At 59.0% G+C, this 23004-nt stretch carries 14 protein-coding genes; 4 read left to right on the top strand and 10 right to left on the bottom strand.

Translation table 11 applies throughout. The features are described 5' to 3' along the window. Positions 1 to 1208: 1208 nt before the first annotated feature. The gene (locus P6U30_RS27625) at positions 1209 to 3464 is read right to left on the bottom strand and encodes a 2OG-Fe(II) oxygenase (RefSeq protein ID WP_407166009.1); all 2256 of its coding nucleotides are present in this window, start codon (positions 3462 to 3464) and stop codon (positions 1209 to 1211) included. Between the two features lie 440 nt (positions 3465 to 3904). Between P6U30_RS27625 and P6U30_RS27630 the strand changes: the two genes are divergently transcribed. After that, complete coding sequence (locus P6U30_RS27630) at positions 3905 to 4381, top strand: Lrp/AsnC family transcriptional regulator (RefSeq protein WP_407166010.1); 477 nt, start codon at positions 3905 to 3907, stop codon at positions 4379 to 4381. 919 nt (positions 4382 to 5300) lie between these two features. Here the strand turns inward: P6U30_RS27630 and P6U30_RS27635 are convergent. The 9 genes from P6U30_RS27635 to P6U30_RS27675 form a co-directional block, all read right to left on the bottom strand. Further along, the gene (locus P6U30_RS27635) at positions 5301 to 7289 is read right to left on the bottom strand and encodes a putative bifunctional diguanylate cyclase/phosphodiesterase (protein ID WP_407166011.1); all 1989 of its coding nucleotides are present in this window, start codon (positions 7287 to 7289) and stop codon (positions 5301 to 5303) included. A gap of 9 nt (positions 7290 to 7298) precedes the next feature. After that, a complete protein-coding gene (locus P6U30_RS27640; protein WP_407166012.1) occupies positions 7299 to 7838 on the bottom strand; it encodes a heme NO-binding domain-containing protein in 540 nt (179 codons plus the stop codon). Between the two features lie 392 nt (positions 7839 to 8230). Continuing rightward, positions 8231 to 11092, bottom strand: a complete 2862-nt coding sequence (locus tag P6U30_RS27645; protein ID WP_407166013.1) for an EAL domain-containing protein — start codon at positions 11090 to 11092, stop codon at positions 8231 to 8233. Beyond that, a complete protein-coding gene (locus P6U30_RS27650) occupies positions 11089 to 11706 on the bottom strand; it encodes a response regulator (protein WP_407166014.1) in 618 nt (205 codons plus the stop codon). Before P6U30_RS27650 ends, P6U30_RS27645 begins: the two co-directional genes overlap by 4 nt. Beyond that, positions 11699 to 13555 carry a CHASE domain-containing protein gene (locus P6U30_RS27655; RefSeq protein WP_407166015.1) on the bottom strand — a complete coding sequence of 619 codons (1857 nt, stop codon included), beginning with the start codon at positions 13553 to 13555 and terminating at the stop codon, positions 11699 to 11701. The genes P6U30_RS27650 and P6U30_RS27655 overlap by 8 nt, the downstream gene beginning before the upstream one ends. 611 nt (positions 13556 to 14166) lie before the next feature. Beyond that, positions 14167 to 14430: a hypothetical protein gene (locus P6U30_RS27660; RefSeq protein WP_407166017.1), complete on the bottom strand. Its 264-nt coding sequence runs from the start codon at positions 14428 to 14430 to the stop codon at positions 14167 to 14169. A 1346-nt stretch (positions 14431 to 15776) separates the two neighbouring features. Next, positions 15777 to 16361, bottom strand: coding sequence for an NYN domain-containing protein (locus P6U30_RS27665; protein ID WP_407166019.1), 585 nt, complete (start codon positions 16359 to 16361; stop codon positions 15777 to 15779). A gap of 66 nt (positions 16362 to 16427) precedes the next feature. Next, entirely contained in the window at positions 16428 to 17432 is a 1005-nt protein-coding gene (locus P6U30_RS27670) for an alpha/beta hydrolase family protein (RefSeq protein ID WP_407166020.1), read from the bottom strand. Between the two features lie 190 nt (positions 17433 to 17622). Further along, a complete protein-coding gene (locus P6U30_RS27675; protein ID WP_407166021.1) occupies positions 17623 to 18459 on the bottom strand; it encodes a Crp/Fnr family transcriptional regulator in 837 nt (278 codons plus the stop codon). Between the two features lie 1162 nt (positions 18460 to 19621). On the opposite strand from P6U30_RS27675, the gene P6U30_RS27680 reads away from it, so the two are divergent. The 3 genes from P6U30_RS27680 (at position 19622) to P6U30_RS27690 (ending at position 22552) form a co-directional block, all read left to right on the top strand. Beyond that, on the top strand, positions 19622 to 19897 hold the full coding sequence (locus tag P6U30_RS27680; RefSeq protein WP_407166022.1) for a hypothetical protein: 276 nt from the start codon (positions 19622 to 19624) through the stop codon (positions 19895 to 19897). 694 nt (positions 19898 to 20591) lie between these two features. After that, positions 20592 to 21983, top strand: coding sequence for a sugar transferase (locus P6U30_RS27685; protein ID WP_407166023.1), 1392 nt, complete (start codon positions 20592 to 20594; stop codon positions 21981 to 21983). A gap of 14 nt (positions 21984 to 21997) precedes the next feature. Then, the gene (locus P6U30_RS27690) at positions 21998 to 22552 is read left to right on the top strand and encodes a transcription termination/antitermination protein NusG (protein ID WP_407166024.1); all 555 of its coding nucleotides are present in this window, start codon (positions 21998 to 22000) and stop codon (positions 22550 to 22552) included. Positions 22553 to 23004: the final 452 nt, after the last annotated feature.

Consider the following 23004-nt stretch of genomic DNA (forward strand, 5'->3'; position numbering starts at 1 on the left):
CCGCAGCGTTCACCACCGCTCTTGCACCCCACACCAACCCAAGGACCGACTCGTTTGCCGCGGACCCGAATGGACGCCACGGAAACCGCGATAACACAGACCGAACGCAAGCCGAGTTGCCTGTTCGCGAGGTGCAGTGCGCGCGTTCCGCAAGGTAAGACGCGGTTATGGAAATATTCACGCGGTCGACATAGCCGATGAAGAACGTGATGTCGATGGCTGTCGAGAACCGCGTAAATCTGGCGACATCGGACGCGGGCAGAGCATCCGGCCGGTCTAGGTCGTCGAACCGATGGTGGCCAACGACTGCTGGGCTGGCCGCCGCTGTCAAGGCCGCCAGCCGCCGAAGGCGGTGGCCGCAGGCCAGCCTTTACAGCGGTGACCGGCCCAGCCATCCTCCGACCGAGGGTCGATGGCCTCCATGCGAGAGGTTCTTGAGCAGGCCGCGGTGCGGATGTTGCAAAACGTAGCGCCAGTACGAGCACGCAAAGCGTGCCACTCGGAATGCTCCGATGGCATCTGCAGGTTATTTTTGTGCTCCCGTTGCCGGGGTCAGGTTCTTGTCTGCCGACAATGCGATCGCGGTCAGATTTACTGCTTCGGGGCCTGCGCGCAGGAAGCACGGCGTGAGCGGCGTAGGGAGGCCCGGCGGCGCTATCAGGCAACTGACCGTGGCCGGGCTATGCACGCCGTCCGGAACCGCCGGTATCGCGCTCCACGGCGATGCGTGACGGACCATGGTCCTTTGGTGATCAAGTCAGAGCGCCGTTTGTCCACAGTCAACACTGCTTCGAGCGATCCACCTCGCGGTAGCGCACCTCACCTCGGACTCTGTCATCGTTGTTCGCGATCGGCGCCGGCGCTTGTGCGCCTCTCGGCCCTGCCGCGTCGCCATGTTGGTCGCCGCCGGCGCCGTTTTGGCCACCCACCTTGACGGCAACCCACTCGGCTCGCCCGGGCCGGCCCGGCAACTGGCCCCTACGCGCCTCACCGAGACTGTCTGTCGCCGTTTATGCGCGGTTCCTCGCAGCCGTTAACACGTGAGACAAGTGAGGATGAATGCGCGTCCCTTGGCGCCTCGAAAGATTGTAGACATTCGATCCGCTATCACCGCGTCGGTACTCGCGGAGAGCAACTTGATAACGCGTAAGCCTGCCTGCAAAAGGCGGCCTCCCAGCATCTTTGGCTGAGCGGGTGCGGGGCCAACGTCATCCGCCCAGCGTCGATAAATGCTCCAGATCCTGCCGACGCTGCTGCGCGCGGCGTTCGTAGCTGGCCTGGTTCTTGGTCGCGACCAGCGTGTGGGGACTGCCGCGCCTTTCGGTTGCGAGGTCAAGATCACACGCTGCGTTCCGAACGCTTTGCTCAACATGGGTTCTCCGGTCCTGGACCGCCTTCAGGCGCCATTGCTGGCGATCCGCCGCAGTCAGGAACGCGCCCAGCCCACGGCAGTCGCCGCACGTGCATTTGAGCGGATTGGTCCTGGTCCAGTCGCGTGGCGCCTCCAGCGGAAGGGCAATGCGCCGGCGCAGGTGGTCGAGAGACGCCTCCCGGAGCCGCATCACCGCCGGCCAAGCCCTGCTCTCCTCCGGCTTGGCAATCGCGAGAGCAGCAGGGACCAGCACGTCGTCCGGCTTGTATGTCTTCGGCCAGGCCAGCATGTGCTCGAGCGCGCGCGCCGCAAGCCCCGCATCGATGCGGCTCGTCGCCGTCAGGAGATCGACAACGAAGCCCGGCTTCACCGGCATTGGCCGACTCCAGGCGCTGACCTGCTCCCGCTTGGTCGGGTCGCCCGGCAACGCGTCAATCAAGGCTCGGCCGATCTGCTCCAGGTCGCCCGTCGCCCCCGCCGGCGCCGCGACGCAGCGCAACAGCAGGTCGCCACAGGCGCTGAGATGAGCCTGAGCGTTACGCCTGACAATCCGGACCAGCAGTTCGGTTGCACGCGAGCGAGGAAGAAGGGCGGCGGCCCGCGCGATCGCCCCGTTGTCAAGCTCGGCGTAATGGCCTTCGGCGGGCAGCTCGGCGAGAAATGCGTCGATGCGCTCTACGTTCCGCAGCCTGACCTGCAAATCGAGCATCCGGCCGGCTTCGGCGTTGTCCTCTGACCGCCAGGACGAGCGGGGCCATGAGCGCAGCATGTGCCCCGACAGCTCATCGGCCTGACGCCATAACGGCGACTGGATCGATGTGTTGCTCGCCTCCCAGCGCGCCGTCAGATCTTCGAGATACGGCAGCGTCGTGCGGAGGCCAGCCTGATTCAGCACCGCAAGCCTCCGCGCGGTCGGCCACAACACAAAACCGGCGCGGCGATAGGTGCGCTCGAAGGATGCGCCTTCGTTGCCCGTCGCCTCGTGAAAATGCTGCTCATCCGGTAGCAGATCCTCGAAAGCGTCGGGCGGGCACAGCTCGTCCTCGGCGAATGGAAAATCCTCGAACGCGGCCTTGCCGCCATCCGGACGCCGCCACTCGGACAGGATCAGCGCCCGGTCGAAGATCTCGGCGACCTCGAACTCTTCGTCTTCGTCGCGACTCCAGCGGCGACGGCCGTAATAGGGGGTATGTTCGGCGCTGCCGCTCTCCTCGATCGATACGAGAACCAGGTGGAGATCACAACCCGCCTCTGCGGCGGCCCTGACCAGCACGGACGCCATGCCCGCATCGGCCCCCTTGAGCGCATTGAAGGACAGCTCTGCCGGCGTATAGACGTGCTCCAAGGGCAGGATCAGCTTATCAGGCTCCTCCTCAGCGCGCGCCCAATTCCGCAGTAGCCCCACCACGCGCCCGTGCTCAGATCGATAATCGGGCGCCTTCAGTGCGCGCTCCTTGCCGACGAAACGCAAATTGTAGACGAGGGCCAGGCGACATCCCGTCTTGACCGGACGCACCTCATGCACGCAGTCGGCATAGAAGGCCGCAAAGCCGATCTCCGACGGCTCCTCTGGACGCGCGTCGAGCACGATCTCCCGGCCAAGATGCTTGACGACCAACTCGCCGCCGCTATGGGCCGAGGGCAGGACGAGCACCAACGTCGCGAACATGCCGGGGACCTTCTCGGTATCGCGGTGGTCGACGAAAAAGCTGCCGGTGTCGTAGACAAGAAACTTATAGAAGTCGGCCGCAACCGGCTCGCCCACACCGAGCGCGCGGGCCATCTCGGCGACGAGGCTGGCCAGCGTCTTGTCCCAGTGACGCCCTCCGATCCGAACCTTGGCGGAATCGACCTGCCAGGTTCTCCGGACTTCGCGATCGACCAGGGTCTCCTCGCCCCGCCCGAACGGAGCTGCCTCGGCGATGGCGACGAGCCGTTCGGCTTGGATGGGCAGAACCGGAAAGGCGAGCCTGCCCACGCCGTCGACGTCGATGGTCGGCATGAAGATCTCGCGAGTTCCACCAACGCAAAAGTCGCCCGGACGCTCAACGGATCGCAGGCTGTTGAGCAACTTGGTACCGATCGACGACATGGTAATTCCCCGGCAAGCTGGACAGCGTATTATGAACGAACGTCACGTCGACGTGCCCCACGGAGAGTGCGGCGGTCGCCTTGGAAAGGACCTATCTGACCTCGATTTCGGCATCGAAAACTCCGAACAGATGCTATGGCGCGGTGCGATTTCACCTAGACCGGCGCAGCCACGCTCCTCTCCTTCGGACCCGGCCCGCGCAAGAAGCCGGCGGAGACCACGCGCGTTGAAACGGTAAGGGCCAAGAACATCGACGCCGAACGCCACGCGCTCTACAGCGGCCACGGTAACGATTGGACGCAGGCGAGACTCGACACTCGGACGCGACGAAGACGATGAACATCTGCGCCTATCGGCTATTTGTCACATATTTTCGTCCCACTCGCCCACCGTTCAGATGTTTGACTGCATCGAGACAGACTCTCAACCTGGAGCCGACTGTGCACTACGACCGAATAGATGCCCGCATCCTCAAGATCGTGCAAAAGAATAACCGCCTGACTTCCGAGGTGATCGGCGAAATGGCGGGGCTTTCTGCTACCGCCTGTCAACGGCGACTAAAGAGGCTCCGTTCGGAAGGCATCATCGAGGCCGACGTTTCAATCGTTTCGCCGAAGGCCGTGGGAAGACCTATTCAAGTGCTTGTGTTGGTAACCTTGGAGCGGGAGCGTTCAGACATCATCGATAGGTTCAAGAAGGCCATCAAGTCGTCAGATGATGTCGTCAACGGATTCTATGTCACGGGCGATGCCGACTTTGTTCTATACACGACCGCCCGTACCATGGAGGAGTATGAGCAATTCACCCGGCAATTCTTCTATAAGAACCCAGACATTAAGGGCTTCAAGACGATGGTCATACTCGACCGTGTAAAGGCAGGCTTTGCCGTTCCAATCGAAGGTGCGCCTGAGGACTGACCAACTCTCGATTAGGTCTTGGTTCCGGCATGGTGACTGGATCGCTGTCTGGTCCCATTCCGACAGCGCCAGCCGCCGGAACGTTTATAGACCCATAACTCCATGCGGTGAACAGATGGGGAGCAGGACGTCCAACAAAGCCCGGATGTTGTCTTGCGATCCCACCATCGGCGCGGTTCAACGTCGCATACTCATCTTCAATGCAGGATCGCACTTTATCTTATTTGTCCGATTTCTGGAGAGGCGCCATCATCACAGTATGGGCAGACATCTCCGAGTCGGGACTTTCCGCATTCTTCGCAAAAAACGGTTCCGCAGTTTTGACATTTGTGAACAACATCGTCAGAACCTTTATTCCTGCAGCGGGGGCACTTTGAAAAGAACTGCATTTTCGTCTCTCATCGCGTGTACGCGGCGACCTCGACCCGAGTAGCCCCGCACGATGGGGCGACACAATGGCGACATTGGGAGCTCTGATCTGACCAAAGACAGTACGCGATGAACGAACATTCTTGGTTCTCGCGCGTATGTGCTGTCTCGGCTCCAGATTGGAGCGTTCCGTACCAAGGGTGGATCGCGCTTCCTTCCCTCTACCTCTCACCATCATCCGAGCCGAACTCGGTTAGGCTGATCGGATCGGGACACCCCTCCGGCAGCGACCCCACCCGGCATACCGAGCTTCCACGTCGAGGTTGCAAGAGCCCTGGAACCAGAACCGATCGGCGACGCGACTGCAGACTGGAGGCTGGGTGTTGCCGGCTCTTGACCTTGACCAGTCACAGATCCTCGGTCGGTACCTTGTGCTTTGGAATCTGCGTTATCACTTCCTGGGTCGCCCTCCCGCAGTCCGTTCCGACGCCGCCGCGTCAGATTGACGCCTGGGCTCTGGTTAAGATGAGCCAATCGGTAAATGAGCCGATCAGTTGGTCTCTGCTGAGAGGGACGTAGAGCTGCCCAAGAGCGCTTCGATGTCGGCCGACGCGACGGGCTTCGAAAAATAGTAGCCCTGCGCGAAGTGGCATCCCATTTCCGTGAGTTTCCGGATCTGTCCTTCCTGCTCTGTCCCTTCGGCGACCACATCTATTTTCAGATTTTCCGCGAGATCGAGAATCGTACGGATGATTTGCGTTCCTTCGACCGTGAGGCCGAGGCGGGCTACGAACGAGCGGTCGATCTTAAGCGCATCAACCGGGAGCCGATGCAGATAGTTGAGCGATGAATATCCTGTCCCGAAATCATCGAGGCTGATCCGCACGCCGAATTCGCGCAGCGCCGCGAGAACGAGGATCGTCCGTTCGGGATCGCTGATTGCCACGGTTTCCGTAATCTCCAGCCGTACACTGCACGGTTCCACCCCCGAAGTGAGCACGGCGCGCCGGACTTGTTCGATGAAATCGGGCTGCATGAACTGCCGGGGTGAGATGTTGATGCTCATGGTGAGCGGCTCGGGTCGAGGGTATCTGGCTTGCAAACTAGCCAACATCCGACACGCCTCTCCCAACACCCAGCCGCCGATCAGGACGATCAGCCCGGTGTCTTCGGCGGTCCCAATGAAATCACCCGGAAGAACGATATCTTGCGGGCCGCGCTGCCACCGCAGCAGGGATTCGAAGCCGACGATGTCGTGGGTTTCGAGCGAAACGATTGGCTGGTAATGCAGGATGAATTCATTGTTGGTGAGCGCCCGTCGGAGATCGCCTTCAAGCCTCAATCGCTCGACCGCAATATGGTGGAGGCCTGTATCGTAAAGTTCAACACGCCCTCGGCCAAGCGATTTTGCACTGTACATGGCGAGATCGGCATTGCGCAGCACCGTTGCCGGCGATTGCTCCGTGCCGGTGATATTGGCCACCCCGATGCTGGCGCCGGCATAGATTTCCTGGCCATCGATCAGGATCGGCGTCCGGAGAGCATCGATCAGCAGTTCCCCGATTTGCATCGCTTTGTCTGGACTGTCGAGTTCCTCGAGCAGCACCGTGAATTCATCGCCTCCGAGCCGCGCGAGCGTGTGCGCCGTGGAATGCCGCTGCAGAACACCATTAAGGCGTTGCGCGATTTCCACCAGCAGGTCGTCGCCCGCAGCGTGACCCAGGCTGTCGTTAACCAGTTTGAAGCGGTCGAGATCGATAAAAAGAACGGCACAATACTCGTCGAAAGTGCGTTTTGCACGAGCGACTGCACGGTCGACGCGATCACCAAACAGCAACCGGTTCGGCAGGCCTGTCAGGCCATCATGCGAGGCATCATGGATCAATCGATCTTCCGCCTGCTTGCGTTCGATCACCCGGCCAAGTTGGATCCCGATATGGCCTAATAACGTTAGCAGCTCTGTGTCAGCCTCCTGCTCCGTGTAGGAGAAAAACTCCACCACCGCGGCCACCTCGCGTCCCACGAGAATCGGAAAGGCCATACCGCTATGGATGCCGCAGGCCGCGGCCGCGTCAGCGCGTGGAAAGTTTCGGTCAGTCGCCAGGCACTTCAGCCAGATCGGTGTCGCCGAGGCAAACACCCGGCCGGGAAGCCCCTCGCTGCGAGCAAATGATGCCGCCGTTGTTGCCTTGATCATCGGCCGCAGCGCATCCTCATCGGTTGCATAACGCACGTGCGATGGCTCTAGACGAGGGTCCTGACCACCGCGATCGACGATATAGGCTTGACCAAGCGGCCAGTCCATAAACCTGCAGACCTCCTTGATGGCGAGGTCAAATGCGTCCTCGATGGAAGTGCTCAGATTGGAGGCCGTCGCGATGGTCTCCAGCAGCTCTAACTGCCGCTGCTTTTCGTAAAGTTCGCGAAGGCCCCTCTCGGCGATCGCCTCAGCCTCAAGTCGCGCGGCGCGCTCGCGCTGCAATCGACGCTCGAATCGGAGTTTCTGAAAATCAAGGCTGTCTGCAATCTCTGGCAGCATCTGATGCACTCAAGCCGCCCACTTGATTTCCAGCAAGCATTTCTCGTCGCCCTTGTGCATGCATTCACGATGATGGACGTCGACATCGTCGTGATAGTGGCGGGCAGCGCCTTCAATAAAGCCCTGCGCCAACATGCACAACTTGCGCGGCGACTCGTACGCCATCATCATCGAACCGGCTTTGCTTGGCTTGAAGTGGAAGAACGGGCACGACGCTCCAGCGTAGAGCTTGCGGACTTCGGGATGGATAATCTTGTTGACGCTGAGAATGAAATCGCGTGACGACCGATGCGACTCGAACAATGACGGGTAACGCGCGGCCAGCAGCGGCATCGCCGATTGTCCGAACCAGCGCAGGATTTCACCGGGCGTTTTGCCGAGCACTTCAGCGGCGCTTGCGACCAAGCAGACGAGATCCTCGTCTGCATAGTTGCCGAGCGAAGTGTAGGCGCCATCGACCGCCGCCTTATCGACGAGACTTTCCCAGACATCCTGGCTGAACTGCTGGGTAACGACTTCTTCCAGGACATTGAATATCACGCCCTTCATGGTTCGCTTCCCCTGTCGCATGAATGCGCACGCTGGATTCTCGCCATATAGCAGTATTGTTCTACCATTCTCTTAACCCGACCAGCCCGTATGACAGCGCGCGCGACTCAACGCACGAAGTGCACCTTGTGAGTCGGCGTACCGTTTTGACGCGGTTGGCACTTGCTTTAAAGCGAGCAGACTTGGTCCGTTTCGTACAGAGTTTGCAGCCCATCACGATTGAAAGCGCCTGACTGGAACGGAGGCGCGTGCACTCCGAACATGGGGGTGTTATGCCGACCTGGCGCCTTTCCGACGAAAATTGGATCGGTGATCGCCGGGTCATCGAGGACATCGCGCCGTGGCCGGTTGATACGGACCCTTCAGCCTACACTCACGGTTGACGCTGGGATTCACCTCGAAGCGGCCGCTGGTCGCTCGACCTGGGCGCGACGGCCGATCGTCTCCAAATAGTCGGTGATCGGGCGCGGCCGGCCAATAAGGTAGCCTTGAACCTGATCGCACGCCTCGCGTGACAGAAAGTCAAGCTGCTCGCTTGTTTCAACACCTTCGGCGACGACAGGCAAATTGAGCCCCCTGCCCAGCCCGATCACAGCACGAACGATCGCTGCCGATTGGCCATTACGCTCGACATTCGAAATGAAGGATTGGTCGATCTTGATCTTGTCGAACGGAAATGATTGCAGATACGATAGAGATGAATAACCGGTTCCGAAATCGTCCATCGCGATATGGACGCCAAGAGCTTTGAGGCGCCGCAGGATAGCAATCGCGCGATCGAAGTCACCGATCAGGACGCCTTCGGTAATTTCGAGCTCCAACCGGTCCGCGGCGAGGCCGGTCTCCAACAGCGTGGTGTGCACCAGGGCCGGAAGGTCTTCCTGCACGAATTGTGCAGGCGAAAGATTGACGGCGATGCGCAATGGTTGTGTCCAGGATGCCGCTTCACAGCAGGCCTGCCGCAGCACCCATGCCCCAATCGCAAGAATCGCGCCACTCTCTTCGGCAAGCGGCACGAAAACGCCCGGCGAGACAAATCCTCGGATCGGATGTTGCCAACGTAGCAGGGCTTCGAACCCAATGATCGCCCCTCCAATCTTCGCTTGCGGTTGGTAATGCAGGACGAGTTGCCCCTCGGAGACAGCCGCATTCAGGTCCTGGTGCAACGCGCGTTTCTCGCGCAACCGAACGTCCAAGTCGGCGTCGAAGAAGCGAACCATTCCGCGGCCGTCGGCCTTGGCGCGGCACAACGCGGCATCTGCATTGGCGACGAGCGTTTCGGGATTTGTGCCATCGGCTGGATAGATGGCGACACCGATGTTGAGCCCTATGTACGTGCGGTGTCCGTCAATTTCGAATTCCTCGCTGCTCGCCGCAAGAAGCCGATCGGCGAGCATCATCGCACCTGAAGGCTGCGGGTAGTCCGCAAGAATGACGACGAAATCGTCGCTGCCCAAGCGCGCCAGGAATGCACCCGCGGCAACCGCAGAGAATCGTTCCGCTGCTCGACACAGGAGCGCATCGCCTAGGCTACGGCCAAAGATGTCGTTGACCTCCTTGAAGCGATCGAGATCCAGGCAGAGGACGGCAAGTTCCTTGCCCGATGATTTTGCCGCTTCGAATGCCGACGCCAGATACTCGTTGAAGGCGGTCTGATTGGGCAAATCTGTCAACTGGTCGTGGAGCGCCATGTGCTGAATGCGCGCCTGCGCCTCCTTGCGTTCGGTTACGTCTTCAATAACCGTCAATAGATATTGTGGTTCACCGGCGGCATTGAACACTGGAAAGGTCGACGGTTTGACGTGCCGCCTGCCATTCCCCGGAGTGTCGAGCCAATGCTCATCGAAGCACAGTTGGCGCCGCGACTTCACAATCGCCCGGTCATACCCAAAGATCGTTTCGGCCTCCTCCTTGGGGTAGACCTCAAATGCCGTTTTACCAATGTAGCGAGTGCGCGGGACGCCCAGCAGCCGCTCGGCGGCGCGGTTGAGCAGGACATATTTGAAATTCTGCGCATCCTTCACAATGATGGGAGTCGGCGCGTTCTCAATGACCATGTCGAGAAATTCGCGCGTGTCTGAGAGCTCTTGTTCGGCGCGCTTGCGCTCGGTGATGTCGATGGCGGCAATCAGCGCGGCCTCGCGCCCCGCATAGCGTAGCTTGCGGGAGTAGATGGACACGTCGATCAGCGTTCCGTCTGCCTTGAGATGCCGCCAGCACCGGTCATCTCTTACGCTCCCGGACTCGTTCGTTGCGACAGCCGCAACCACATCGTCCCGGTCCTCTCGCGGCCTGATATCGAGGATCGACATTGAAACGAATTTCTCGCGGCTGTAGCCATAATGATCGACAGCCGCATTGTTGACGGCCACGATTTTCAAGCTCTCGCGATCGTAGACCCACATCGGGATCGGGTTTCCCTCGAACAGCAGCCTGAAAGACTCCTCGCGGAGCTTCAAATCGGTGATGTCGATTCGGACGCCCACGCTACCGCCATCTGCGGTGCGCCGCTCCTCAATGCGCAGCCAGCGATCTCCCGGAAGGCGCTGCTCGTGCTCACAGTGGGGCTTGGCATGCCGGGCAAGACGATCCGCCAGCCATTCTGCTTCGCGACCGATCGCATCGGGAAACTGGCCGCGAGCGAGCCCCGCCCGCAGGGTCTCTTCAAACTTCATGCCTTTCGCTATTTTGTCGCAGCTTGCGGCGTAGAGTTGGGCGTAGCGCTTGTTCCACAGAACGTACCTGTCGTCGGCATCGAACACAGCGAGCCCCTCGGGGATCACTTCCAACGCGTCCAGCAAGCGCGCATGGGCTTGCCTGGCCTCCCGTTCCGCCTGCTTTGCCTGTTGCTGGGTTGCGCGAAGCGTCAGATGGGTCCTCACGCGTGCGAGCAATTCTTCGGACTGGAATGGCTTGGTTACATAGTCGACGCCGCCCGCCGCGAAAGCCCTGACCGTGTTGTCGCTATCCGACAGACCGGTCATGAAAATTACCGGAACATCCACAAGTCCATCGATTGACTGAAGACGGCGGCAGGTTTCGAAGCCGTCGATCCGCGGCATCATCACGTCGAGCAGAACAAGGTCCGGCCGTACCAATTCGGCTCGCGCCAACGCCTCCTCTCCATCGCCGGCAACCGTGACGTTGAAGCCGTCGCGTTCCAGATGCTCCGCAGCAACGCGCAACATGGCGGGTGAATCGTCGACGACAAGAATCGTCTGCCCTTGGACGTCTGAGGCCAAAGCACCACTCATGCGGCTGCTCCTTTCTTTTCATCAACATAACTTCTGACGAAGGCAACCAAGGCCTTGGAGTCATAGGCCTCCGCGAACTCTCGCAACCGAGCGGCGAACTGGCCACATTGCGCGTTACCGGCCGCAAGATCATCCGCGAGCTGCCTCATCTTGCGCATGTTTCCGGTCCTGGCCGTCTCATACAGGTGAAGGAGTTCGGCGGCGCTCGGCGTGACGGTCACCTCGCTGGTCTCAGCGTCGGGGCCCGGGGCCTGCTGATAGATCCAGCTCAACTCAAGCCCCCTGCCGACTTCCCGAAACAGGTGCTCCTGGTTGACCGGCTTGCTCAGGAATGCGTTCGCGCCTGCCGCGAAACTCTTCGCCTGGTCATCTGCACCGACGCTGGCCGACACCGCGATGATTGGGATTGCCCTCAGCTTGTCCAATTGGCGCATCGCCCGCATGACCTCGAGACCATCCATATCGGGCATCATGACGTCCGTGAGGACAAGATCGGGAGGCGTCAAGTTCGCTTGTTCCAGCACATCCAGCCCGTTCGTGGCCTCACGCACCGAGAAGCCTACGCCAGCCAGCATATTCGCCAGGATCGCGCGATTTTCCGCGACGTCATCCACAATGAGAACACTCCGCCGCGGTCCGCCGTAGGCTACCGCCACTTCCAGTGGCATGGGCTTGAGACAGATCAACGTCCAGTGCGGGCAGCGACACTTCGAACCAGAACCGGCTTCCCACGCCCAGCGTGCTTTCACACTCAATCTCGCTGCCCATCAGGCGCAGCAGTTCCCGGCTGATGCTCAAACCCAGGCCCGTTCCACCGGACCGATGCGGCAGATCGCAGACCTGTTCGAATGGCTTGAATATCGCGCCCTGCTTCTCACCGGAAATTCCGATTCCGGTGTCCCACACTTCAAAGCGTATTCGCACGTCATTGCGAGAGGTCGCGACATACGTTGCGCGAAACGCCACCTGACCTTGGTCGGTGAACTTGATCGCGTTGCCGAGCAGGTTGAGAAGCACTTGCCGCAGTCTCTTCCCATCGGCCTGCACCCAGTGCGGCGGCATGTCCGATGGCGCCTCGAAAGCGAACCTGATCCCCTTTTCATCCGCGCGCACGCGGATAATGTCAGCTACATCGTCCAGGAAGACCGACAGTTCGACCGGCTCGGGTACAATGTCCAGCTTTCCGGCCTCGATTTTCGACACGTCGAGGATATCGCTGATCAGCGTCAGCAGATGCTCGCCGCTTCGTTGGACGGTATCGATTGCGCTCGCTTGCCATTTGCTGATGCTTCCATCCCGCTTCAACAGCTGGGCGTAACCCAGCACGGCATTCAATGGTGTGCGCAGCTCATGGCTCATATTTGCAAGAAACAGCGACTTCGCACGATTTGCCGCTTCGGCCGCGTCCTTTGCCTGGCTTAGCTGCTCGTTGGCATCGGCGAGTTCGCGCGCCCTGGCGCGGTTGACCAACAGTGACCAGACCACGACAGAAAACAGCAGGCTGACGAGCAGACCGCCTGACAAAATGAGCCGAGGCTTCTGCACGTCGATTGCAGCAGCGTCGTATGTCGGCAATGAACTGAAACGTATCGTCCAGGTGCGTCCGTCGATCTCCAACCGATCGATCACGGTGAAAGCAGACGAGATCTGTGGCTGGGAGGGATCGGCACTATCGTAGAGTTCGTCCTCCGCTTGGAGCGACACTCCGTCGTAGATCTCCAGCCTGAGGCTGGAGAGCTGGCCGGTCCCCAGAATGCCTTGCATCAGGTCACGCATGCGAAACGGCGCATAGACATATCCGACGAGCCCAGCTTTCCGCTCCTCGACGGTCGCCGGCGGCACGGCCGTCTGATAGACCGGCAGATACATCAGAACGCCATTCTGAACACCCTGGTCCGTCTCCTGCACCAGGGTGACCTTGCCGGAGATCGACGGTGCACCTGTGTCGCGCGCCCTGATCATGGCCTGGCGCCGGACCGGCTCGGTGAACATGTCGAAGCCAAAGGCGCGCCGATTACGCCAATCAAACGGTTCGAGATAAACGATCGAGGTATATTCGTCGCGATCGCCACCCGGTTTGATCTGGTAGTCGGGGAATCCTTCGGAGCGAACCGCCAGAACGTGTGCATGGCGCTGCTGCGCGGCAATTTGCTTCGCAAATCCGACGCCTTGAATCCCCGGATAATCCCTATCGATGGCAAGCGTGTTGACGTAGGTCCGCCACTCTTCCCGCGTTACCCGATTGCCGGTAGCTGCAAAGAGCCCCACACCTCCGCGCAAGACCTGCTGGTAGGCAAGGAGCCGCTGACGTATCGCGAACTGCGCCTCGCTGATGCTAAACTTGAATCGTTCGTTGGCAATTCGAGCCGAATCGCTCGAACTATTCGCTGCCATCCAGGTCGACGCCGTCGCGATGCCGGCGAACGCAGCAGCAGCGATCAGCTTGCCTGGACACCTTCTCATATCAGCGCAGCCAGCAAACTGCCGAGCTGTCCGCGTCCGCCTTCAGTGATGGATCGTGTCCTCCGATGTCGCCAGGAAACAAGCCCATGCATGTCGTCCCCCTCTGCAGGAGGACCTGCGCCTGCGATTTCACCGGCAGGTCCAACTTGTCCGCGCTGGATCCACCGTCGCATAGTCGGTCCTCTGTGCGCACACCGGCGATCTCAGGTATGATGACCGCCAGCATCGGCTGCCCTGCTTGTCTGCACGAGCAGACGCGTGCTCAAATAGAGCGCAACGTGGCGAATGATCGCGCAGATTGTATTATCGTTTCGTAAATGTAGTCGACGTGTTAGAGTTGCAGGTCGACGTGAGACAACTTTCGCGGAAATGATCTCGCTGAGATCTTGCTTAGACGTCATTCAACAGCGCCGCTCATCAGAGGACCCATACGACAAGCCAAGGCCACCGTGGGCGCTCACATCACAGGACGTTCACGCCGTAAGCGCCCTCGGGACATTCATGCTCGACAATTTGCATTGGATCCGCCTGGGTCCACGCTGATATGCCGCTAGTGTTATGGACAGATCGCCCTCGCTGAGAGATCGACGATGTTGGAGGCCCCGATGAATTCATTGGTCCACCATTCTTATGGGGGTCTTATCGCAGAAATGTTGCCCATCATTGCCGGGTTCATGGGCTCGATTCAGCTTGTCATTCTGTGTGGTCGAAGCGCTGAGCAAAGATAAAGAACCGTGTGCATCGCTGAGGACCGCTGCAGTACGATTCAGTGCAAGGACAAGAGTGGCGGCAAATACGATCACCGTCAGGGCGCGCTCAATCAAGATCGCTCCACTTTTGTCGTGCCCAAGACGCTGAAGAGGAGATGGTTTCATTAGCTTCTTACAGTGACGGATGTGGGGATCATCAGGACGGCAGAGACCCAGCCCAGCTAGGAAAGCGAACGGCAAACGACGGAGCCGCTTGAACTGAGAACATTGCAGCGAGCCGTGGAAGGCTACATCCCCGATTGTCGATTGCCGGCCCTCGAACGCTCGCGAGGATCGACCAGAAAATGGCAGCCCTGATCGAAGCCAGGCACGGGGCCCCTTCCCCCTTGCCCTCCGTACCCTTCTCACACGGATCTTGGATGTCCGGCGCGGTCGCGCAAAGTGACTCGTAGCGCGCCGTGGCGAGACCCGCGGGCACGGCCTAAAGCGGCACGACTTGCAGGACCTAGCCAATTCGGGAGCGATCGCTCTCCGTTCAATACAACCTATGGTCGTGATGGGGGGGGGGGGGGGGGGGTAAATTATTACCTCGTGCGGCGCCGCACTACGGACCGCAGCGGGCAATTGTCCAACCGTTGTTCGTCGCCGACATGCAATTTGGCTGGTCGCTGAGAGGTTCACGTGCATTCCGGCTTTCGGCTCTCGGCGTTTTCCTCGAAGTTCCGCAAGACAATCTCAGAGAGCTATAGCCAGCTGCTTGAGATGCGCAATGTCTTGCTTGTAAGCCTCCAGCTTGTGCTGTGCTTCGGGGGAAATTACTAGGCGCATGGTTCATGCTGAACGTTCGTCCGATCTGGCTGAGCGCGAACGACGAATTCGGCGCGCCTTCGCCCAAGCACTAAATGGCAAATTCGGGACTTTGCGCTCGCAGACACCGTACGCCACGAACGAACGATCTCGTTTCTCCCCTATCGTGTCGCCCCAGTTACGGATCTGTACGATATGAACATAAGATTCCCATTTGCCGCCCGTGCCAAGCCGGTTACACCCAGTTGGTTCACAGATCGCCGCCGATCTCGAAGCTATGTCGACGGGGCGGAGCGGGGATCTCGGCCGCTCCAAGACGGAAGTCGGCGCGTTCTTGAAGCTCAAGCCCGGCGTGCGCGTGCTCGAGCTGGCTCGTTGGTGGCTGGGCAAGTGGCGATGGAAGTTTCAATGCTGTCCAGCGACTTGCTCCTCTGACAGAGCCCGGATTGGGTTGACCTGCGCATCGTACCGATCGCCGATCGCGACCAGGCTTCGGCACGAAATCGCCGTTCATGCGATGGAGGCTCTCGAACACGATCCAGACGCGACTATTGTGCAACAATCTGCCCGGGAAACCTGGCGGCAGCAGGTCATGATTGACGTTGGGAGCGTCCACGTCTGCAGATCAAAGCACCACTCGATGCAAGGTCCGCCCGCAATGCTAGACGCCTAGGCCACCCGCCTGCACAAAATCACCTCCGTCATTATTCTAAGCTGGCTGGCTCGCGACGCTCGCCAGCACTTAATGCGGAGCCTAACCGTTCGGACGGATCGCGGCCAAACTTCAGCATCAACTCAACCAAGTCAACGAATTCGTCCGCCTGCCGCCGAAGTTCATCGGCGATGATCGGCGAATGGCCAGCGAGGGTCGATATTACGGTGACGCGGGCGCCGCGACGTTGCACCGCTTCGACCAGGCGACGGAAGTCGCCGTCGCCGGAGAACAGGATGATCTGGTCGACGCGCTCAGCGAGTTCCATGGCATCGACCGCGAGTTCGACGTCAATATTTCCCTTTACCTTTCGGTGGCCGCAGGCGTCCACGTATTCCTTGGCCGGCTTGGTGACAACGGTGTAGCCGTTATAGTCGAGCCAATCGAGGAGCGGCCGGACCGTCGAATATTCCTGATCCTCGATAATCGGCGTGTAATAGAACGCCCGCAACATTTTGCCGCGGCGTTGACACTCTCCGAGCAGGCGCTTGTAGTCGATCTCGAAGCCGAGCGTCCGGACTGCTGCGTGGAGGTTGGGGCCATCGATAAAGAGCGCGATCTTGTCGAAGGGGGCCATGCTCAGTTCACGCTTTTCATCTGTGGTCTCCGAATGCTTCAGGCCGACTGCTGTGATCGGCGCGCGTCAAGCAGACTCTGTGTGCGCTCGCCACTCATTTGCCATGCGCAGCTTATGCTCTAGCCATCCGAAAATCCGATCGTCGAACGACACGAAATTTTCGATCTCGCCAGCGGGAGTGCGGACCATTTGTGGAATGGCTACCTCCATGTCGATGCACGCTGCCGTGCATTCAGCTTGAAGCTTGATAGCCTCCGATACGCTGACGATGCTGTTTCCTCCGGCGACCACCAGAGCTGGGCATCTCAACCGTCCCACTAATCGCGAGCGCAGCTCCGACACTACGTCGTCGTCGGCTGTCGTCCTCGTCAACCAGCTGACGGACGCCAACATTCGCGCGAAACTCCAAAAACCACCGTCGCAAACCGCCGCGGCGACGCGACTATCAGATACAGCGAAATCAGTCGCCAGCGCAGCCGAAAATCCGTCCCCGTAGACGCCGATTCGACGAGCATCAACGTCAGGCCTAGATGACAGGTAATCCAAACAGCAAGACAACAACACTTCCGATTGGACACCAGAGCCATATGAAATATCGTCGTGAGAGACAATCAGAACCGACATGCCTCGGCCAATCACCGCAGGCAACAGTCTCCCGAGCAGCGTCGCTCCTGTTTCCTGTTCGCTGCTGATGCAAATGACTGCCGGCGCGCACAATTCGGGATCAACGGCGGACACATGGTAAGCTATAAATTCAGATTGATCGCCGCACGCAATTTGTACCCGCTCAACCTTCTGACGCAGAGACATTCCGAACCTCTGTATATTGGCCTCGACTTTCGCCGAAATGGCTCTACTTTTCGGATCGTCTTCATCAACTATGCGTCTGGCAACCTCAAAGGCAGTTAGCGCGCAAAGCCAGGCCTCGCCCGCCTCATCGAAGGCCTTCCTTCTGATATTCAAGTCGGCACGACGGCACTGAGCATCACCAATCTCTGTCCATCTTGCGACCCAGTTCTGCCGGCCTATCGCGCCGCAGATGACATCAGGAGCGAAATTGTCCAAGAACATCGCGGCGCCTCGCCGCGTGAACGCAAGATCGCTCCTCACATGAGGCCCAGTAGCGCTCTCCATTTTCACGAGCACCCTCCAAAACTGTTTCAGTCGAACTGAACGCTTGAACGGAGACCGACCGCCTCGTCCGACCATTTCCGGATCTTTGGAGCTTCTCGGCGGTCGGCTGATGGCCGGGGCGAATTTGCTAAACTCGGCCGACCTTTTCACGAGAGCATGGGCTCGGAGAGGCATAAGCGCTTGAGACAAGCTTGTAACAACCGCAAGCCTTTTGCTCGAGGAGCCTGCGTTCATCGATCTGCAAGACGCCGCGCATCTTGCTAATGATTCCTTGTTCTTCGAATCGGATGAGCGTCTCGGTTACGCCGGCGCGACGCAATCCCAGGACGGACGAAAGATAGTCATGGGTAACCGGCAGCACACGGGAATCAGCAGCATCACTTGCAAAGCATAGCCAGCTCGCGAGCCGCTGTTCACGATCGTGCCGAACACCACACAACCCCGCCTGAACGCATTGAAAAGTCAACGCTTGGACGTACTCATAGAGAGGCTCTCGGATATCAGGCCGCTCCTTCATCAACCGGCGCAAATCCTCGACCCGGATCCTGTGTGCGCTTCCGGGAAAGAGCACGACAGATTGATGTGTTGAAATATTCCCTCCCCACAAAAACGAGGCGCCGACCACGCCTCGATATCCTATCACTGCCGTTTCGAGCATGCTTCCGGCCGCGACAATCCTTAGCGAGGCGAGACCCGATTCAATGAAATAGACGTGCTCGACTTGCCTCTTCGGTTCTTGCAGAACCATATGTTCTTTGAGGATGATCGGCTCAAGGCATCTTCCTATTGCTGCGAGGTCTTCCAGAGAAAGTTTCGCAAGGATTGCATTTCTGACAATGGGCCGCTTCTTAGGAAGCACCGCAAAAGGCTGCTGAAACATTTGCTGTGTGCCGGACACGCGCTTGAGAGCTACATCTCTGGAGTAGTCGGGCACCTCGAGGACTGCAGTCACGTGGTCAGTCATTGTCCCTCTCCTGGCATGTGGTTTTGGCGCCCCCGCCCGCTCACCGTAACGAAGAATTGATTGCGACTGTAACGATGTCGTCATCTCAATTGATGCAACGAATCCCGGTTCGGCGCGCAAATCCTGCGTTCGAGCGTTCTACGTAGACGTATTTCAACTGGACAGAGCATGAATCTGCTGGCACTCGCCTTGAGCGGCAGCGTCGCATCGCAGCCTTGCCGGCGGCGATCCAATTTGCGCATCAAGTTGTTTTGCGAGCATGCACTGCCAGCTCAACGTCAAGGATTCCGACCGGAAGTTTGGCTGCCCCGCCCACGTCCCCTATGGAGACGCGGACGGAGCCCAACCCCCTGCCGCTGGAAGCGTGCCTTAGACTCGCGGGAGTTCAGCCCCTCTGCGCGCGTGACAACGTCGCGTATGGCAATGTCAGATAGCTGCACAACCAGTTCTTTGAGGCGCGCATTCTCTTGCTTACAACGTTCCAGTTCGCTGTGCTCGTCTGTCATTGCCGATGCTTCATAGAGAACTTGCTATCACAATCCCGTTACAGGTAATTTAGAACCTGTTTTCTCAAGAATGCTCCGACAAAAACTGTACGTGAGGTACGGACAATCTGGCCTCTCACCAGAGTGCGCCATTTCGGCTTCAGATTTGATCGTTTCGTACAAACGTTCCCCGCGCGCGTCACCGTCACGGCGAGCTGAAGCTGCGGTGCTCCAGCAAAAGAGATAGCAGCATGCAGTCGCTGGTGGGTTTGCTGTTGCCGTCCCTAATTTGGGCTCGGGACCTATTTCGATTTCAGTACCACAATTCCCTTTGGGGGCGCATAAACCAAAACGCTTCCAAGCTTCTCAGCACTTCTACTGGAGCGACTTGCCTGGGGTTCTCGCCATGGAAAGTAAAGCGCTCCCTCCCTCATGCCCTTTCGGGATGGCCGGTCCCTGACACATTCTTAGGAGGCCTGAGGAGCCCCCTTCTGCTCAACTCACGTGGTCGAACGCCTTTTGGTGCGCGCACCGAGCGATCGCAACCGGGCGTTCCGATTGATCATGACCACCCATTCCGGGTGATCGCGACCAGCCTGTTTACGGGTATGACGGGCCCCGTTGGGTGATCTGCGAATCGGCATGGCCTTCGCTCCTTTCCCCGAGGAGCGGGGCAAATGCCAGGACCGAGACCGAGATTACCCACGCGCAAAATCCGCGACGTGCTGCGGCTGTCCACCGCCGGCATGTCCAAGATCGCCGCCAGCCTGTCAGCACTTGAAGTGGTCGCGCTCCGCAATGCGACGCCAAAACTTACTGCATGCCATTTGGCACACGTCAAGCTGGTGGCAGGCTGCGGCCATTGCGGTGAGCTTTCTCCCAAGGTCGGTATGCGCCCTCTTCGCAGTGGGTTCGCCGTGAACGTGGCCCTGCCGACGACTCCGCTACGTTGAAAGGTCGTGCTCGACGTTGCCCCTCTGTACGGAACGAACAAATCTGCGCGCTCTACCGGCCTGTTCTAATCGTCGGGTAGCGGCATGCCTCATAGTGTCGCCGGCTATGAAAGTACGTTTCGTGCGTTGAATAGCACGTCCTTATCATCGGTTCTGCTTCAATTGCCTCCCCGCTCCTGCGCACGTCCATTGTTGATATTGAATGAAGCCGACCTGCGCGTTTGGCAGTCGTATCATAACGGCGCTCCACATAGAGGCCCACGTGATAGTCCGCTTCGACCTGCCACACCAACAACCGTCTAGCCGCGCGTCGCGGCCGGCGGCTCGAGAGTTGCGCCGCGCTCGATCTCGCAGCGGTTATGCGCCTGTGGGACACGGCAAGACCGTATTCCGCGTCGTTGACCTGAGCTACGGCGGCTCGTTCTGAACGGTCTGTTTCGACGAGACAGCTTCCTTAGTTCTTCGCACATTCAAAGCCGAGCTTAGTCGGTATGGAGACGTCAGGCCTTCATCAGGGAAATAGATAGGACGTCAGTCTCTGGTCAGTGCGATATGCGAAACTAATTCCCATCATATGAGGTGTAGGTCGACAGGGGACATGGTTCGATACCCAGCATCTAGAGGATATTTACGGCTTCGCTATTCCATTTTCGATGCAATGTGGGCACTCCTCTCGCCCATTTTCGCTCTTGCGATGAGAGCCGCTTACATTGCCTCGACCGAGGGATTTCTCTACTGTTTGATCTCTTTCACATTCTCTCTGATCGCGTTTTCCGGTTTTCGGGTCCATGATGGCATAGCGAGGTTTTTTACCGTCAACGACGCGTGGAATGTCGTCAAGGCCGTCGCGTGCGGCGAGCTAATGACCTGTATTCTGCTCTTTACCTTCACGCGCCTCGACAATATTCCACGATCACTTCCTCTCATTCATGCACTGATCCTTTGCGCCGGCCTGATTGCAGTTCGCGCCGCAGCTCGCTTGCGAGAGACCGACAACAACGCATCCAATTATCGTCGCTGCTCCGGGACCGAGCACATCGTTATGATCGGTTCGACGGACCTCACCGTCCTATTCGTGAAACTGCTCGCAGCATTCTGTCCAGCAAGGATGCGTGTGGTAGCGGTGCTCGACGGCAGACCACATATGATTGGTCGTACCATCGCGGGAATTCGGATTGTTGGGGCCCCCAATGATCTTCAGCCGATCGTCGATGAATTCGCGGTACACGGCGTCAATATCGATCGCGTCGTGATTGGCGGCGATGAGACGCTGCTGACTGAAGATGCTCTTGACGAGGTCCGTCGGTTCTGTGGGCTGCGGAGTATCCCGCTGACGTTTGTGCGCAGCATGGTGGGATTGAGCGGACTTAACGCACGAGATGATGCGGATTCGGAGCCGCAGGTCGAGCTGTGTCCCGCGATTCGATTGCCCCCTTACTTTCGATGGAAATACGCAATCGATCTCGTCGTCGCCGCCATTGCGCTGCTCGCCGCTGCGCCGCTGTTGATTGTTACCGCCGGCCTTGCGCTGCTGGATGTTGGCTTCCCGCTCGTGTTTTGGCAACAACGATCGGGACTCCGCGGTCGCCCCATCGTGGTTTACAAGATTAGAACACTGCAGCCGCCGTTCGATCGGTTGGGGCGAACAATTCCGGACGACCAGCGATTATCGCGGATCGGGACTTTCCTTCGCAGGATGCGTCTCGACGAACTTCCTCAACTTTTCAATGTCCTCGTCGGCGACATGTCTTTGGTGGGGCCTCGTCCGCTCCTGACGCAAGATCAGCCGCCTAATCCGACCGCTCGCCTCATGGTCCGGCCCGGGATCACCGGCTGGGCGCAAGTCAACGGTGGCACGCTCTTGACGCCGAGCGAGAAGGACGAGCTCGACGAGTGGTATGTTCGAAACGCCTCTCTATGGCTCGATTTACGTATCTTGGCGATGACGGTGCAATTCCTGATCGGGGGACAACGCAGAACCAATGTCGCAAAGAAGACCGATCATACCCACAGCGTCAACACGGGCACCGGATCGCTTGGATTGGCTCGGCAGGCGGTTGAGTCCCGCCACTCGCAGATCGGATAGGAGACACTTCGACGATGTCGCTCACCATTAATGACCAGAGCCGAACTGAACCTCTCGATCGCTCGCAAGTGGGCAGCCGCTGGTACGTCATAAACAGTCTGCCACGCCGCGAGTTCCGCGCTGAACGGCAATTGAGGAACCAGAGGTTTGACGTCTTCTTGCCGAGGCGCCTAAAGACGGTTCGCCACGCGAGGAAGCTAACCAACGTGGTTGCTCCGTTTTTTCCTCGATATCTCTTTGTTGAGCTCGATTTAACGCGACATCCCTGGCGAAGCATCAATGGTACCTTTGGTGTTGCGGGGCTGTTGATGCAGGGTGAGGTGCCGCAGCCGGTACCCCGCGGCGTCGTGGAGGCAATGGCCGGGTCAGTTGACGCTCGAGGACTCATGAGCATGGAGAAAGCCCTACGAGTTGGCTCCGAGGTCCGTATCGCAGCTGGACCCTTTGCAGAACAACTGGGGGTTTTGGATCGGCTCGATGATGCCGGCCGCGTTCGCGTGCTTCTCAAAATTATGGGCGGAACCGTACCGGTCCGGCTTGCACACGAACTTCTTCTGCCAGCAGGCTAGCCCATGGAAAATCGCCGCCAAGTGGGTGCAGCGCAATTCGCAATCCGATCCTCAGCCACGATAACAACGTCCGCTCTTCGGCATTTTCCGATGCTGTCGGCCTTTACGTGATCTGGATATCCACGTCCTCCCGATTTGCTCGATCAGCTTACTAAGGCTCATCGAGCGAGACCTCGACGAATACTCACCGCCAACGTGTTGACGGCGACATTAGGGCATTAAGTTGACTGAGGACCCGAATCGAATGGGAAGGCAGATTGATGAGCGCATCTAACGCTCTTCGCGCCGCAGTCTTGCACACCTTGTCTTCCTAGTTAAAGCGACCGGTCTCGGATTGGAGGTGAATTTCTGTGCCATGCTGGCGCGCGACAAGGCATCCCGCTTAAGAGCAGCGAGCGACGGACCCGCTTTGGGGTCGGGTGAACTCCTTGGTAGCAAAATGAAGTCTGGCA

The sequence above is a fragment of the Bradyrhizobium sp. ORS 111 genome, from assembly GCF_045571485.1.
GTDB lineage: Bacteria > Pseudomonadota > Alphaproteobacteria > Rhizobiales > Xanthobacteraceae > Bradyrhizobium.

Excerpts from the sequence above, each read along its gene's own strand:
- P6U30_RS27675 (WP_407166021.1), bottom strand. The coding sequence starts at position 18,459 with ATGACTGACCACGTGACTGCAGTCCTCGAGGTGCCCGACTACTCCAGA.
- P6U30_RS27690 (WP_407166024.1), top strand. The coding sequence starts at position 21,998 with ATGTCGCTCACCATTAATGACCAGAGCCGAACTGAACCTCTCGATCGC.
- P6U30_RS27685 (WP_407166023.1), top strand. The coding sequence starts at position 20,592 with ATGAGAGCCGCTTACATTGCCTCGACCGAGGGATTTCTCTACTGTTTG.
- P6U30_RS27670 (WP_407166020.1), bottom strand. The coding sequence starts at position 17,432 with ATGTTCTTGGACAATTTCGCTCCTGATGTCATCTGCGGCGCGATAGGC.
- P6U30_RS27655 (WP_407166015.1), bottom strand. The coding sequence starts at position 13,555 with ATGAGAAGGTGTCCAGGCAAGCTGATCGCTGCTGCTGCGTTCGCCGGC.
- P6U30_RS27625 (WP_407166009.1), bottom strand. The coding sequence starts at position 3,464 with ATGTCGTCGATCGGTACCAAGTTGCTCAACAGCCTGCGATCCGTTGAG.
- P6U30_RS27635 (WP_407166011.1), bottom strand. The coding sequence starts at position 7,289 with ATGCTGCCAGAGATTGCAGACAGCCTTGATTTTCAGAAACTCCGATTC.
- P6U30_RS27660 (WP_407166017.1), bottom strand. The coding sequence starts at position 14,430 with ATGAAACCATCTCCTCTTCAGCGTCTTGGGCACGACAAAAGTGGAGCG.
- P6U30_RS27645 (WP_407166013.1), bottom strand. The coding sequence starts at position 11,092 with ATGAGTGGTGCTTTGGCCTCAGACGTCCAAGGGCAGACGATTCTTGTC.
- P6U30_RS27680 (WP_407166022.1), top strand. The coding sequence starts at position 19,622 with ATGCCAGGACCGAGACCGAGATTACCCACGCGCAAAATCCGCGACGTG.
- P6U30_RS27640 (WP_407166012.1), bottom strand. The coding sequence starts at position 7,838 with ATGAAGGGCGTGATATTCAATGTCCTGGAAGAAGTCGTTACCCAGCAG.
- P6U30_RS27665 (WP_407166019.1), bottom strand. The coding sequence starts at position 16,361 with ATGGCCCCCTTCGACAAGATCGCGCTCTTTATCGATGGCCCCAACCTC.